This is a genomic window from Arthrobacter sp. zg-Y919, from assembly GCF_030142045.1.
In the GTDB taxonomy this organism is placed as follows: domain Bacteria; phylum Actinomycetota; class Actinomycetes; order Actinomycetales; family Micrococcaceae; genus Arthrobacter_B.
The window spans coordinates 2,171,053-2,183,984 of the sequence record NZ_CP126242.1 but is presented as its reverse complement, the minus strand read 5'-3'; the positions used below and the strand labels follow the sequence as shown (position 1 = coordinate 2,183,984).

General features: G+C 64.7%; 13 protein-coding genes. 9 read left to right on the top strand and 4 right to left on the bottom strand.

Going from position 1 to position 12,932, the window contains the following annotated elements; translation table 11 throughout:
• Positions 1 to 3: 3 nt before the first annotated feature.
• From QNO10_RS10270 to QNO10_RS10260, 3 genes are all read right to left on the bottom strand, one after another.
• On the bottom strand, positions 4 to 741 hold the full coding sequence (locus QNO10_RS10270) for a glycosyltransferase family 2 protein (protein ID WP_229950474.1): 738 nt from the start codon (positions 739 to 741) through the stop codon (positions 4 to 6).
• Between the two features lie 63 nt (positions 742 to 804).
• Complete coding sequence (locus QNO10_RS10265; RefSeq protein WP_229950478.1) at positions 805 to 1,803, bottom strand: glycosyltransferase family 2 protein; 999 nt, start codon at positions 1,801 to 1,803, stop codon at positions 805 to 807.
• Positions 1,800 to 3,098, bottom strand: coding sequence for a hypothetical protein (locus QNO10_RS10260; protein ID WP_229950480.1), 1,299 nt, complete (start codon positions 3,096 to 3,098; stop codon positions 1,800 to 1,802). The genes QNO10_RS10265 and QNO10_RS10260 overlap by 4 nt, the downstream gene beginning before the upstream one ends.
• Before the next feature lie 132 nt (positions 3,099 to 3,230).
• Between QNO10_RS10260 and rfbB the strand changes: the two genes are divergently transcribed.
• Complete coding sequence (rfbB, locus tag QNO10_RS10255) at positions 3,231 to 4,229, top strand: dTDP-glucose 4,6-dehydratase (RefSeq protein ID WP_229950484.1); 999 nt, start codon at positions 3,231 to 3,233, stop codon at positions 4,227 to 4,229.
• Between the two features lie 5 nt (positions 4,230 to 4,234).
• Entirely contained in the window at positions 4,235 to 5,653 is a 1,419-nt protein-coding gene (locus QNO10_RS10250; protein ID WP_229950486.1) for a sugar nucleotide-binding protein, read from the top strand.
• Between the two features lie 79 nt (positions 5,654 to 5,732).
• Here QNO10_RS10250 and QNO10_RS10245 read toward each other — a convergent pair whose 3' ends face one another.
• Positions 5,733 to 7,754, bottom strand: coding sequence for a GH25 family lysozyme (locus QNO10_RS10245; RefSeq protein WP_229950488.1), 2,022 nt, complete (start codon positions 7,752 to 7,754; stop codon positions 5,733 to 5,735).
• A gap of 455 nt (positions 7,755 to 8,209) precedes the next feature.
• Here QNO10_RS10245 and QNO10_RS10240 point away from each other — a divergent pair, with 455 nt between their 5' ends.
• The 7 genes from QNO10_RS10240 to QNO10_RS10210 all read left to right on the top strand — a co-directional run bounded on the left by QNO10_RS10240 (position 8,210) and on the right by QNO10_RS10210 (position 12,928).
• Positions 8,210 to 9,436: a TadA family conjugal transfer-associated ATPase gene (locus tag QNO10_RS10240; protein WP_229950492.1), complete on the top strand. Its 1,227-nt coding sequence runs from the start codon at positions 8,210 to 8,212 to the stop codon at positions 9,434 to 9,436.
• Positions 9,433 to 10,287 (top strand): type II secretion system F family protein, encoded by an 855-nt coding sequence (locus tag QNO10_RS10235; protein WP_229950500.1) that lies wholly within the window; start codon positions 9,433 to 9,435, stop codon positions 10,285 to 10,287. Before QNO10_RS10240 ends, QNO10_RS10235 begins: the two co-directional genes overlap by 4 nt.
• Positions 10,284 to 11,225: a type II secretion system F family protein gene (locus QNO10_RS10230; RefSeq protein ID WP_229950502.1), complete on the top strand. Its 942-nt coding sequence runs from the start codon at positions 10,284 to 10,286 to the stop codon at positions 11,223 to 11,225. The genes QNO10_RS10235 and QNO10_RS10230 overlap by 4 nt, the downstream gene beginning before the upstream one ends.
• A 93-nt stretch (positions 11,226 to 11,318) precedes the next feature.
• On the top strand, positions 11,319 to 11,594 hold the full coding sequence (locus tag QNO10_RS10225) for a hypothetical protein (protein ID WP_229950856.1): 276 nt from the start codon (positions 11,319 to 11,321) through the stop codon (positions 11,592 to 11,594).
• A gap of 98 nt (positions 11,595 to 11,692) precedes the next feature.
• On the top strand, positions 11,693 to 12,034 hold the full coding sequence (locus tag QNO10_RS10220; protein ID WP_502864948.1) for a TadE family protein: 342 nt from the start codon (positions 11,693 to 11,695) through the stop codon (positions 12,032 to 12,034).
• On the top strand, positions 12,018 to 12,458 hold the full coding sequence (locus tag QNO10_RS10215; RefSeq protein ID WP_229950504.1) for a hypothetical protein: 441 nt from the start codon (positions 12,018 to 12,020) through the stop codon (positions 12,456 to 12,458). Before QNO10_RS10220 ends, QNO10_RS10215 begins: the two co-directional genes overlap by 17 nt.
• The gene (locus QNO10_RS10210) at positions 12,455 to 12,928 is read left to right on the top strand and encodes a pilus assembly protein TadG-related protein (protein WP_229950507.1); all 474 of its coding nucleotides are present in this window, start codon (positions 12,455 to 12,457) and stop codon (positions 12,926 to 12,928) included. Before QNO10_RS10215 ends, QNO10_RS10210 begins: the two co-directional genes overlap by 4 nt.
• Positions 12,929 to 12,932 lie beyond the last annotated feature (4 nt).

Sequence of the window (12,932 nt, the reverse complement as noted above, 5' to 3'; positions counted from 1 at the left end):
TGCTCACGCTCCATTAATGGTTGAGGAATCGGATTTTTTGCGTGTCAGCGCGAAAAGGAGGGCAAAAATTGAACGGCCCAGGTAAATGCCGGCTTTAAGCGGGTTATGGCTGGGTTTACCGCCTTGGCGGACGCGCATCTCCACCGGCACCTGGGTCACTACGCAGCCGGACCGGATGGCAACGACCAGGGAATCGATGGTGTCCCCCAGATATTCGGCGGGGTAGTGGTCGAGATACTGGTTCAACGCGCGCTTGTTTGCCGCCCGGAAACCGCTTGTGACGTCCGTCAGACGGGTGTCCGCAAGGGAAGAGATGACGGCGGCAAGCACCTGCATGGCCCATTTACGCGGGCCGGAAACCTTATAGGTTCCCCGCTTGGCGAACCGGGCGCCAATGGAAATATCGGCGTGCTCCAGTCCGTCGAGAACCCGCCGAATGTCTGCGGGGTCGTGCTGGCCGTCGGCGTCGACCTGGATGACACGGTCGTAGCCAAGGCGGACGGCGTACTTGAACCCTGCGCGCATGGCTCCGCCGACACCGAGGTTGAACGGCAGTTGGAGGACCGTGGCTCCCGCTTCGGCCGCCACAGCGGCCGTGTTGTCGGTGGAGCCGTCGTTTACGACCAGAACATCGAAATGTTCCTCGAGGGACAGGACCTCGCGGATGGTCGATCCGACCGTCTCGGCCTCGTTCCACGCGGGCATGACAACAAGGACGCGTTGATTAGGGGGAATGGCCATATCTCTTAATCTATACCAATTCTTTTAGGTGGATTGAAGCTGAAGCACTACAAGGAGAAGGCCTCAAACCTTGCCCATGCCGTATGTCTTGGCTGCATAACGGCGGTAGAGCCCGGCGAAGACGGCCGGAGCGAACTTCAGGACTGCGCCGGCGGCGGCCAGGACCGGTGAGACCCCAGCGGTGCCCGCAAGCTGGCTGAGGCCCAATTTGGCACGGCATGCGCGTAGGGTCTCGTCGGCTTCCGGGCTGCGGCCGGCCGCGATGGCACTCTGCGCGACCAGCATTGTGGTGAGTGTCTGCATGCAGGCATAAGCGGACGCGAAACGGCCCGTAAGGTACTGCGGGTCAAGGCTGGATTCGAGGTGTTTCAGGGCAATTTCCGTGTCCTGGGCGCTCGGCACCCGGCCCCAGGTCAGCGATCCGCCGGAGACGTAGTAACGGTGAAGGGGTTCGTCGAGGACCAGCACGGCCTGGCTTCTGGCATACAAGGCGACATTCATGGTCATGTCCTCAAAGCGCTGGGCGCCCACCGGGTAACGCAGCCCGTCGAAGAGGGAGCGGCGGTAGAGCTTGTCCCAGGGGAACGGCGTCAAGGCACCGGTCATGCCCGCGCGGACAGCATCGTCCGTCCCCAACCGGCCCAGCTGTCTGCTGGTCCGCTTGGTCGTTCCGCCGTCGCCCGCCACCATGTAGTGCCCGCAGAGGACGATGTCGGTGTCACCGGCCATTGCCTCGACCAGCCGGGCCAGGAACGCCGGGAGCATTTCGTCGTCGGCATCAAGAAAAGCAACGTAGGTACCGGTGGCCTGGTCCAATCCTGCGTTCCGCGCCGCGGAGCTTCCGCTGTTTTCAGCCAGGTGCACCACCTCGATCCGGCCGGAAGGGTCCGTCGACTGCAGGGTTCCCGCCACCCGGGCGGTGCCATCCGTAGAACAGTCGTCAACCAGGATCAGTTCCCAGTCCTTGAAGGACTGGGCCAGTACGCTGGCGACCGCCCGGGGGAGGACTTCCTCCGCGTTGTAGCAGGGGATGATGATGCTTACGGCGGGCTGGTCGGTCATATCAGGTCCTTGGACTCGGTGGACGGATTGGACGGGGTGGCCATGGCCCGTCCGCGGAACGCGAAGGCGTGAACCAGGGTTCCGGCCAGAGGGCCGGCCAGGAGACTGATGTAGACCCTGTCCAGAAGGGGCAGATCCAGGAGAAGCGCGGCGAAGGCGACGGCCGTGGCCACGACCCAGCCCAATGCGTAAAGCCGGTGCCGGGCGAAGGCCAGGCACAACGTCCCGGTCAGCGTGAGGGCTGCCATGAGGGCCGCCCCGAAGGTCAGTGCAGCCATTGTCAACGGGTCCACCGAGTAGTCGGGGCCGAAGATCAGCATAATGGTGGGTCCCAGCCAGGCAGCCAAGCCGGCCCCAACTGCCCCGACGGCAAGAATCAAGCCCAGGAGCTTGAGCAGCCGCACGAATGCGCGGTCCCCGGTGGCGTTAACGAAATGCGTGATGAGGACCGCCTGGAAGGCCTGCAGGGGGAGCATGATCGGTGCCCGGGTCAGGGATATTGCCAGGATCAGCGGTGCGGCCAGAGCGTATTCGGCGCCGGGGGTGGTGAGCTTGAGCATGATCGGATATCCGGTGATCAACGTGGCAGTCGCAGCCGCAGAGACCAGCGAATGGCCCATCCTGCCGAGCAGTTCCCGGGCCGGAACGTCGGAACGCGCCCCTGCGGCCTCCCGGGCGCCCGGGCTGAGGAGCAGGATGGCTATCCATACAAAGGCGCCGGCCATGCAGGCCAGTTCGATGCCCACCAGGTCCGCTGCCAGCAGGGCAACAGCGGCCACCACAGCCAGCCTGATGAGGGCTTCCAAGCCTGCGAGCCGGGCAAACAGGCTCCACCGCTGCTGGCCGCCGGCGGCGCCGGCCAGGGAAGCATGACCGGCATAGGCTATGGCCGTCACGCTGATTCCCACGACCACCAGCCAGGTTGCGTCGGCAAACAGCATGTCCGCCCACAAAGGAGCTGTCGCGAGGATGGCAACGGAAACCGCCGCACCGATGCCCAGGCCGGCGGCGAGGACGGGCGGCCCGGTGGCCGGTCCGCTTAGCCGTGAAGAGTTGCTGACGGCGCGCGTGGTCTCATTGATGATTCCGGAGAGGATCCCGATGACGAAGAACAACGCGGCCCAGTAAGTGAGAAAGGCAGCGTTGTCAGGTTTATCCAAGACACGGGCGGCGATAAAGAGGACGAAATATCCTGAGGCCGCTGCTATCAGGGATGACACTCCGACGCCGGACAGCCCCTTGCTGCCCGGTCCGCCGCCGCCGGATTCGTCTGGTGAGGGATCAGGTCCACTCATGCCCGCACCGGTCTGACGGCCCTTGGCTTCCTCGAAGTATCCACCTGTAGATTCTAGTCGATGGGTCCACAGACCCGGCGGCGGCGGGCCGGACGCCGGAAATGCGCAGTGCCAAGACTATAGAGTGGTGGCATGCAGAAACTCCTTGTGACCGGCGGCGCCGGCTTCATCGGCTCCAATTTCGTCCACTACGCGATCGAGCACACCGATGCCCACCTGACTGTGCTGGACCGGCTGACCTACGCGGGAAACCTGGCCTCGCTGGATGGCCTGCCGGAGGACCGCTTCACATTCGTCAAGGGCGATATCTGCGACGCAGAGCTGGTGGACCGGCTGGTGGCGGACGCCGACGCCGTCGTCCACTATGCCGCCGAGTCCCATAATGACAACTCGCTGCACGATCCGCGGCCGTTCCTGGATACCAACATCATCGGCACCTATACGCTGCTCGAAGCGGTCCGCCGATACGGGAAACGCTTCCACCACATTTCCACCGACGAGGTCTACGGTGACCTGGAGCTGGATGATCCCCAACGTTTCACGGAGGCCACTCCCTATAACCCCTCCAGCCCGTATTCCTCCACGAAGGCCGGCTCCGACCTGCTGGTCCGCGCTTGGGTCCGCTCCTTCGGGGTCCAGGCCACCATCAGCAACTGCTCCAACAACTACGGGCCGTTCCAGCATGTGGAGAAATTCATTCCCCGCCAGATCACGAACGTGATTGACGGTGTTCGGCCCAAGCTCTACGGGGCCGGCGAAAATGTCCGGGACTGGATCCATGCCGATGACCATTCCTCGGCAGTGCTCGCCATCCTGGAGAAAGGCCGGATCGGCCAGACCTACCTGATCGGCGCCGACGGCGAGAAGAACAACAAGGAAGTCATCGAACTGATCCTGAAGCATATGGGACAGCCCGCGGACGCTTACGACCAGGTCATCGACCGCCCCGGCCACGATCTGCGCTACGCCATTGATTCGTCGAAGCTGCGCACGGAGCTGGGATGGCTGCCGGCGTTCTCCAACTTTGATCAGGGCATCGAAGAGACCATTGCCTGGTACCGGGAAAATGAAGCCTGGTGGCGTCCGCAGAAGGATGCAACCGAGGCCAAGTACACAGAACAGGGACAGTAACGCCGATGACCGTCGAATTCTCGAAACCGCTGGCCGCCCACCCCACGCCCATCCCGGGCGTGCTGCTCATTGATCTCCCGGTACACGGGGACAACCGGGGCTGGTTCAAGGAGAACTGGCAGCAGGAAAAGATGGTGGCCCTTGGGCTGCCGGATTTTGGACCGGTGCAGAACAACATTTCCTTCAACGAAAAGGCTGGGACAACCCGCGGCATCCATGCTGAGCCGTGGGATAAATTCATCGGGGTGGCCACCGGACGAATCTTCGGTGCCTGGGTTGATCTGCGCGAAGGCCCCTCCTTCGGAACGGTTTTCACCGCTGAGCTTGATCCCAGCCGGGCCATCTTTATCCCACGCGGGGTGGGCAACGCCTTCCAGACGCTGGAGGACAACACGGCGTACACCTACCTGGTTAATGACCACTGGAGCGCTGACGCCCAGGGTCAGTACACCTTCCTGAACCTTGGCGACGAGACTGCGGCTATCGCATGGCCCATTCCGCTGAAGGACGCGGAACTGTCGGACAAGGACCGGGTGCATCCGCGTCTGGCGGACGTCACGCCGATGCCGCGGCAAAAGACCCTGGTCCTGGGAGCGGATGGTCAGCTGGGCAAGGCACTCCGCGGTGCTCTCGGAGACACGGGAGCGGTGGAGTTCGCGGCGCGCGCCGACTTCGACCTGACCGACCCGGCGGCCTACTCGGCCCGGAACTGGAATCAGTACTCCACCATCATTAATGCGGCGGCGTTCACTGCCGTGGATGCGGCGGAGAGCCCGGAGGGCCGGGCAGCAGCCTGGAATATCAACACCGCTGCCGTGGCAGCCCTCGCCAAGGTGGCAGCGGAACACAACATCACGCTGGTGAACGTTTCCTCAGACTATGTCTTCGACGGGACACGGGACGAGCATCCGGAGGATGAACCATTCTCCCCGCTGGGCGTCTACGGGCAGACCAAGGCGGCCGGAGATGCGGCCGTATCGGTGGTTCCCCGCCACTACACCGTCCGAACCAGCTGGGTCATCGGCGAGGGCAACAATTTTGTGCGGACCATGGCTGCCCTCGCCCAGCGGGAGATCAAGCCTGCAGTCGTCAACGACCAGATCGGGCGCCTGACCTTCACCAAGGATCTCGCGGCGGCGATCCTTCACCTGCTGGAGAGCCACGCCCCGTATGGCACGTACAACGTGACCAATGACGGGCCGGCCGTCAGCTGGGCTGAGATCGCAGCCGACGTCTATGAGTTCGTGGGCCGCAGCCGGACGGACGTGACGGGTGTCAGTACTGCCGAGTACTTCCAGGGCAAGGAAGCAGCCCCCCGGCCGCTGAACAGCATGCTGCCTCTGGACAGGATCCGCGACACCGGGTTCAGCCCGCGGGGAATGAAGGACGCGCTTGAAGATTATCTGGCGGAGTCCCTGCCCTAACGGGCACGGCCGCGGGTTTTGACGCGGCCTTATCACCTGAGGGGTGCCCGGGAAAAACCCGGGCACCCCTCACGTCGTTTTAGCTGCGGACAACACCCCGGCCGGGGATCCACTCGAGCGTTCCATGTTCGAACTTCTGGCGGCATGCTCCGGTGGCGGTGCACACCTCGTCGGTGGTCGGGTAGCCCAGGCTGCCCTTCTCCCAACCTGCGGCGGCCCAGGTCGAAGCGATGGCACCCCAGGTGGGGTGGGCGCCGGTAGCGGAGGTCCAGTGGATCTGGCCGCCTTGGAAGTCCTGGTAGCAGCCGCTCTTAGCCAAGCCGCAGGTGGGGGAGCCGGTGGGATAGCCCAGTTTGCCGCCCTCCCATCCCAGGGATGACCATTTAGCTGCTACCGGACCGTACGTGGGACGTGCTCCGGTCGCCGGGCTCCAATGGATCTGGCCGCCTTGGAAGTCCTGCACGCAGCCGCCGCCGCTGAGGCCGCACCGCTCGTTGGTCGTGGGGTAGCCCAGTTGGCTGCGTTCGCGCCCCATGTCGCTCCACATGGTGTCAATGGCGCCCTTGGTGTATTTGGCTCCCGTCACGGGGGTCCAATAGGCGTTTCCGCTCTGGAATTGCTGCAGACAACCGCCCTTTGCCAGTCCACAGATTTCGTCGGACACAGGATAGCCAAGCGGACCCGCTTCCCATCCGGTGCCTGCCCACATCGCGTTGATGCCACCCTTGGTGACCCTCGCCCCGGTCGCAGCCGTCCAGTGGATCTGCCCGGATTGGTAGTTCTGGACGCAGCCGTTGGAACCGATTCCACAGACAACCTGGCTGGTGGCAGAGCCCAGCGACGGCGTTGCCGCAGCCTTGGCGGTAATCGCATCGCGGCCGGGGGAGGAGCCGGCGGCAAAGGCACCCAGCGAAGCACCATCCCCCTTCCAGACGTTGGAGTCGCCAACAAACGGTCCGGTGCTGCTGTACTGCCAGACGTCGTAATTGCCCCACCCGGCCGGCATGGCGCCGGGTCCGGCCTGGCTGTAGCTCGCAATATGCAGGGGATGGTTAGCGAAAGCAGTGGTGTTGCCTGTGCATGTGCGCCACCAGTCAGTGGTGGTGTAGATCATCGGCACCCGGCCTGTGCGCGATTGAATGGTGTTCGAGAATTCCTGGATCCACGTCACCATCTGCGACCAGTTCATGTTGTAGCAGGTGTTGCCCAACTGCGGATAGGGGTTGTATTCGATATCAAGCAGCGGCGGAAGTGTCCTGCCGTCACCGGTCCAACCGCCGCCGTTATCAACGAAGTAGTGTGCCTCGGATACTGCTGATCCGGGACTGGGAATGGCAAAGTGGTAGGCGCCGCGGACCATTCCGACATTGGCTGAGCCCACGTACTGCTGGTTGTAATAGGGGTTCTTGTAATACGTTCCCTCAGTGGCCTTTACGTAGGCGAAGCGTCCGCCCTGGTTCCACGCCGAGTTCCAGTCAACATTGTTCTGGTGGCTGCTGACATCAAGTCCCTGGATGCCATTGGGCATCCAGTTCGCGGCCAGGGACATGTTCGGCTTACCCGAGGATGTCTGGGCAACAGCACGGAAGGTTCCGTCCGCAGCCTTGCCGGACTTGGAAGCTGCAGCCGCCGAGAAAGGAGTCCCGGCGGTCAGATCCGGAACCTGCAGCGGAGCCTCGGGACTGGTCTCGGCTTCGGTGCGTTCCTTGACCTCTTCCTCGGTGGGGACCTGGGGGTCTCCGGTCTCCAGCAGGCGCTCCAGGCCCTGACCCATCCGGGCTCCCAGGGGTCCGACGCTCTCTTCCAGGGTTTCGGAGGACTGTGCCCCCGCGTCTTCGGCTTCCGGCGTGGCCGGGCCTGTTCTCAGCGGTTCGGGAACCTCGAGCGGTGTTTCCCCGCCCGGCTCCGTTCCGGTGACGTTCCCGGGTGTTCCGGGGACCGGTGATTCCGCCGGGTTTGATTCAACGGCGGCCTGCGTCGGCTCCGTGAGCTGTTCCGAAGGACCCGGAACCGGCATTGCGGCAGCGGGAAGGGCATTGAACACCAGGACGCTGCCCAGGACCGCACCCCCCAGCCAGCGGGTGTAAGTAGTTCTGTTCACAATCTTATTTCTCCAGGTTATTTCTCTTGGGAGATGCGGGTCACCATGAAGAATATCGGAGTGGGTATCGCCTGACGCGCCCATTGGCCGTGGCGGATGCGTTTTATGGACAAAGCTGACCGATAGCGTGGAAATAAAGATGTAACGGGCAGCGTAGGGCTAATATTCGCCCGTTCCGGCTCCGGCGGACAACAGCAGTTGGCAGATCCAGACCCGGAACAAGGCGGAAAGAATTGTGCGTGCCCAAAGACCGGCTGCCGGCCGGTTTCCTGTCTGGCTTTCCTGCCGTCCGTGCTGCTGGTACTTACCGGGTTATCCACACGTCGGGGCACTACCCTCCCCAAAGCTCCTCAGCGCTCCTAGGCTGAGCGCCGTGGCCGCAAACCGGCTGCACCAGTCTCGCGGGAGGGACCGGGCTTCCGGCCCTTTTCCGTGATTACTCCGGGGGACAGCCAGTGGATGCCGTGGGGATAGTGGAGGACGAGGTCCGGGAACTGATCCGCGTACGCGGATTGGATCCGGCAAGCCAGCTTGCCGAAGTGCGGCGGCTGGTGGCGGAAGCCGTCGCGGATTATGACGAGCGCTCCCTTCTCGGATCGCTGCCGCCGTTGGGAGCACTGGAGCAGGCACGCCGGCGGGTGTACGACGCCGTTGCGGGGTTTGGCTCCCTGCAGCCGCTGCTGGACGACCCTACGGTGGAGGAAGTCTGGATCAACTCACCGACGGACATTTACGCCGCCCGTGACGGCCGGTCGGAACTGACCTCCGTGACACTGTCTGCAGACCAGATCCGGGACCTGGTGGAGCGGATGCTGAAGACCTCCGGCCGGCGGCTGGATCTGTCTTCGCCGTTCGTCGATGCCGCCCTGCCGGACGGTTCCCGTCTGCATGTGGTCATCCCGGACATCACACGCCGGCACTGGGCAGTGAATATCCGCAAGTTCATCGCCCGGGCCAGCCGCCTGGAACATCTGGTGCAGCTGGGGACCCTGACCCCGCAGGCTGCAGGCTTCCTTGCCGCGGCAGTCTCCAGCGGGCTTAACATCCTGGTCTCCGGGGCCACCCAGGCCGGAAAAACAACCCTGCTGAACTGCCTCGGCTCAGCGATAGGCCCGCGGGAGAGGGTGGTCACGGTCGAGGAGATCTTCGAGCTGCAGCTGCCGCTGCGGGATGTGGTCGGCCTGCAGTGCAGGCAGTCGAACCTGGAGGGCACGGGGGAGATACCGCTGCGCAGGCTGGTCAAGGAGGCCCTGCGGATGAGGCCGGACCGCCTGATCGTGGGGGAGGTGCGTGAAGCGGAGAGCCTGGACATGCTGATCGCCTTGAATTCCGGGCTTCCGGGGATGTGCAGCGTCCACGCCAACAGCGCGCACGACGCAGTGACGAAAATCTGTACGCTCCCACTGCTGGCGGGTGGGAACATTTCCAGCGCCTTCGTGGTCCCCACCGTGGCGTCCTGCATCGACCTCGTGGTTCACTGCGCACGCACCGGCGCGGGGAAGCGCCAGGTCATGGAGGTCCTGGCACTGGGCAGCCGGGTGGAAAACGGAGTGATCGAATCCTCGTCCGTGTTTCACCGGACAGACGGCCGGCTCGAGGTAACAGCGGTGTCCATGCCTGCCCCGGAAAAGTTCGCACGTGGCGGGTACAACGTGGCGGAGCTCCTGGCGGTGCGGGTGTGAGCGCGGCCGCCGGGTTGCTGCTGGGATTGGGGCTGTTCCTGGTCTGGCGGTCCTGCTGGGTGGTTCCGGCCGCTCCCGCAGGGAAACAGCGGACCAGCAGGCTCGAGGATGAATTGCTGCAGGCCGGAATCCAGCGCGTAACGCCGGGCGCCGTGATAGCCAGCAGCATAACCGCCGGGTTCCTGGCGGCGTTGCTGGTCCTGGCCGTCACCGGTGCGGTGCCGATCGCCGCCTGCTTCGGGCTTTTCGGTGCTGGTGTTCCCCGGTTTCTGGTCCGCTGGCAGGCCCGCAGGAGACGCTCCTCCCGGGCCGAGCTCTGGCCGGACGCCGTCGACCACCTGAGGTCGGCAATCCGCGCGGGTCTGTCATTACCGGAAGCACTGATCCAGCTAGGGGATAACGGACCGGAGGAATTGAGGCAGCCGTTTCGTGAATTCGCAGCGGACTACCGGGCCGGTGGGCAGTTCGACTCCGCCCTGACACGGTTGAAAACGAACCTCGCCGATCCCGTGGCGGACCGGATTATCGAGGCACTGCGCCTGACGCGGGAAGTTGGGGGCTCGGACCTGGGCCGTCTGCTCGCCACATTGAATGAGTTCCTCAGGGACAACGCCCGAACCCGCAGCGAATTGCTGGCCCGGCAGTCCTGGACAGTCAACGCCGCCCGGCTGGCAGTGGCAGCCCCGTGGATTGTGCTGATGCTGCTGGCCTCCCGACCAGAAGCCGTCGCTGCATACAAATCGGCTGCCGGTGCACCCGTGCTGGCGGCTGGGATCGTCATCTCGGTGCTCTGTTACCGAATGATGCTGAGGATCGGTGCGCTTCCTGAAGAAGAGCGGGTGCTCAGATGAACGCGCCATGGTTTCCGGCAATCGTCTGCGGGCTGGTCCTTGGATCCTCGCTCTGGCTGGCTGTGCTCCGGGTACCGCTGCTGCGTCAGATCCGGTTCAGTGAGCGTATCGCCCCGCAGCTGCGGGCGGGTGGACAGGGCTCCCGGTTGCTGGCGACGACGGCGGGGGACCTGACTCCGTTCGGCCCGTTGGAGCGCATCCTCCGTCCGGCACTGCATCTGGCGGTCCTCCGGCTCAACCGGCTCAATCCGGCGAGCCGGGACCTGGAACAGCGGCTGGAAAGAGCAGGCCGCGGGCTCCGCATCATGGACTTCAGAGCAGAGCAGGTGCTGTGGACGGGGACGGGCTTCCTCGCAGGCGGACTCGTTACCGTTTGGCTGGCCGGTTCCGGCCGGGTGGGTGCCGTGGGGGTGATCGCCGGAACCCTGCTGGGTGCGGTTCTGGGTTTTGTCCTCAGGGATTACCGGCTAGGCGCCCAGATCCGTGCCCGGGAGGCCAGGATGCTCGCCGAATTCCCCAGCCTTGCGGAGATGATGGCGCTCGCTGTTGGTGCCGGTGAGAGCGCGAACGGCGCCTTGGAACGGATAGCCCGGACAGCCCACGGAGAGCTGGCGGGCGAGTTCGCCCGGATCCTTGGGGAAACCCGTTCAGGGGTGCCGTTGTCCAGCGCCCTGCAGCATTTTTCCAACCGGATCCGGTTGGCTCCGCTGACCCGCTTCGTGGACGGCGTCAGCGTCGCGGTGGACCGCGGCACACCGCTGGCCGACGTGATGCGGGCGCAGGCCCAGGACGTGCGCGACACCGCTAAGCGAGAGCTGATGGAAACGGCCGGCAAAAAGGAAATAGGCATGATGGTGCCCGTCATTTTCGGCATCCTGCCGTTGACGGTGCTCTTTGCAGTGTTCCCGGGCATGGCACTGCTGAGGCTGGGTTTGTGATGAGCAGGATTGTCATGAGCGGGGTTGTGGGGCGCGGCCGGATGCGGCCCGGAACGCGGAATGCCAGGGAAACCATAACGAGGGGATGGGCACATGATGAACCGCAGCAATGAAAGCCGGCACCGGGACGGCACGCGCGCTCCTGACGGTGCGTGGAAGACGATCGCCGCCGCTGTGGCGCGCTGGTGGCACCGGTTGGTCCGGCAGGTCCGGGCGGCCATGAATCCATCCGACCGGGAGCGGGGCGACGTACCGGGCTGGGTAATGATCACGCTGATGTCGGCAATCCTGGTGGCGGGCCTGCTGCTGCTGGTTCAGCCTGCACTGGAGCAGTTGTTCCAATCAGCCATTGAACAGGTGCAGCCATAATCCGGAGACGCCGCCGCACCGCCGACAGGTTCTATGGGCACAGGGACGCCTGCCGCGGCCGGATAGAGGGTTCCGATCCGGCGCGGGGCTCTGCGGTGGTGGACTTCGTGATGGTGGGAGCGCTGGTGAGCCTGGTTTTTATGGCGGTGGTCCAGCTGGCCCTGGTGCTGCATGTGCGCAACACCCTGATCGACGCGGCAGCAACAGGTGCGCGCTACGGGACACTGGCGGACCGCACGCCGGCGGACGGCGTCGAACGTGCCGCCACCCTGATCGGGGGCACGCTTGGCGATGGTTACGCCCGTGATGTCAGCAGCTCGGAGCGCACCGTGGACGGGTCGAGACTGCTGGAGATTACGGTGCGGGCGCCACTGCCGGTGGTTGGTTTCCTTGGGCCCGACGGCGGAATCGAGGTCCGCGGCCATGCGGCCTGGCGGTGAGGCAGGCACAGTCCCGCCGGAACCGGATGAAGCCGGCAGCGCCGTCGTCGAGTTCATCTTCCTGGGGCTGCTCCTGCTGGTGCCGGTGGTGTATCTGGTGATTACCGCCGGCCAGGTCCAGGGGGCCTCGTTCGCGGTGGTCAACGCAGCGGACTCCGCAGCCAAGGTTTATGCCGCAGCACCGGACGCCTTGACTGCCGAGCAGCGTGCGGCCGCTGCGGCAGACCTCGTCCTGGCTGACTTCGGGCTGGAAACAGAGGGAATGTTAATGGAGGTCCGCTGTTCGGAAGCGTGCCTGGCACCGGGCTCGACCGTCACGGTCAGCGTGCGGTTCACCGTGCCCCTTCCCGGGGTGCCGTGGCTCAGCGGGTCGCCCGTGGTGGTGGATTCGGAGTCCACCCAGGTTGTGGAGCGGTTCGGATGAGCGGGCCAACGGGCATGGCCGTGTCCCGCCGGCAGCGGGAGGACCGCGACGCAGGACAGATCGGGGTGTTGATTATTGGGTATACCCTGCTGGCCCTGCTGACCGTCACTGTGGTGATGGCGTCGTCGGCTGTCTATATCGGGCAGAAAAAGCTGCTGTCCGCCGCCGACGGTGCGGCAGTCGCTGCTGCGGATAACTTCTCACTGGGGGACTCCGCGTCAGGGACCGGTCCTGCCGCTGTGCTGAAGGCCGACGCGGTCCGGAGCGCCACGCAGAGGTACCTTGCAGAGACCGGAGCGGACGCCCGGTTCACGGACCTCACCGTCGCTTCGGACACCGGCACGGCGGACGGCCGGACAGCGCGCGTGGTGCTGACCGCCCGGGTGCATCCGCCGATCGTGAACTTCCTGGTGCCGGACGGCATCCCGGTGACCGCGGTCAGTGAAGCCCGCGCCCGGCTGCTGCAGTGACTAC

Coding starts and splice junctions, on each gene's coding strand:
- QNO10_RS10270 (WP_229950474.1), bottom strand. CDS start 741: ATGGCCATTCCCCCTAATCAACGCGTCCTTGTTGTCATGCCCGCGTGG.
- QNO10_RS10265 (WP_229950478.1), bottom strand. CDS start 1,803: ATGACCGACCAGCCCGCCGTAAGCATCATCATCCCCTGCTACAACGCG.
- QNO10_RS10260 (WP_229950480.1), bottom strand. CDS start 3,098: ATGAGTGGACCTGATCCCTCACCAGACGAATCCGGCGGCGGCGGACCG.
- rfbB (WP_229950484.1), top strand. CDS start 3,231: ATGCAGAAACTCCTTGTGACCGGCGGCGCCGGCTTCATCGGCTCCAAT.
- QNO10_RS10250 (WP_229950486.1), top strand. CDS start 4,235: ATGACCGTCGAATTCTCGAAACCGCTGGCCGCCCACCCCACGCCCATC.
- QNO10_RS10230 (WP_229950502.1), top strand. CDS start 10,284: ATGAACGCGCCATGGTTTCCGGCAATCGTCTGCGGGCTGGTCCTTGGA.
- QNO10_RS10225 (WP_229950856.1), top strand. CDS start 11,319: ATGATGAACCGCAGCAATGAAAGCCGGCACCGGGACGGCACGCGCGCT.
- QNO10_RS10215 (WP_229950504.1), top strand. CDS start 12,018: ATGCGGCCTGGCGGTGAGGCAGGCACAGTCCCGCCGGAACCGGATGAA.
- QNO10_RS10210 (WP_229950507.1), top strand. CDS start 12,455: ATGAGCGGGCCAACGGGCATGGCCGTGTCCCGCCGGCAGCGGGAGGAC.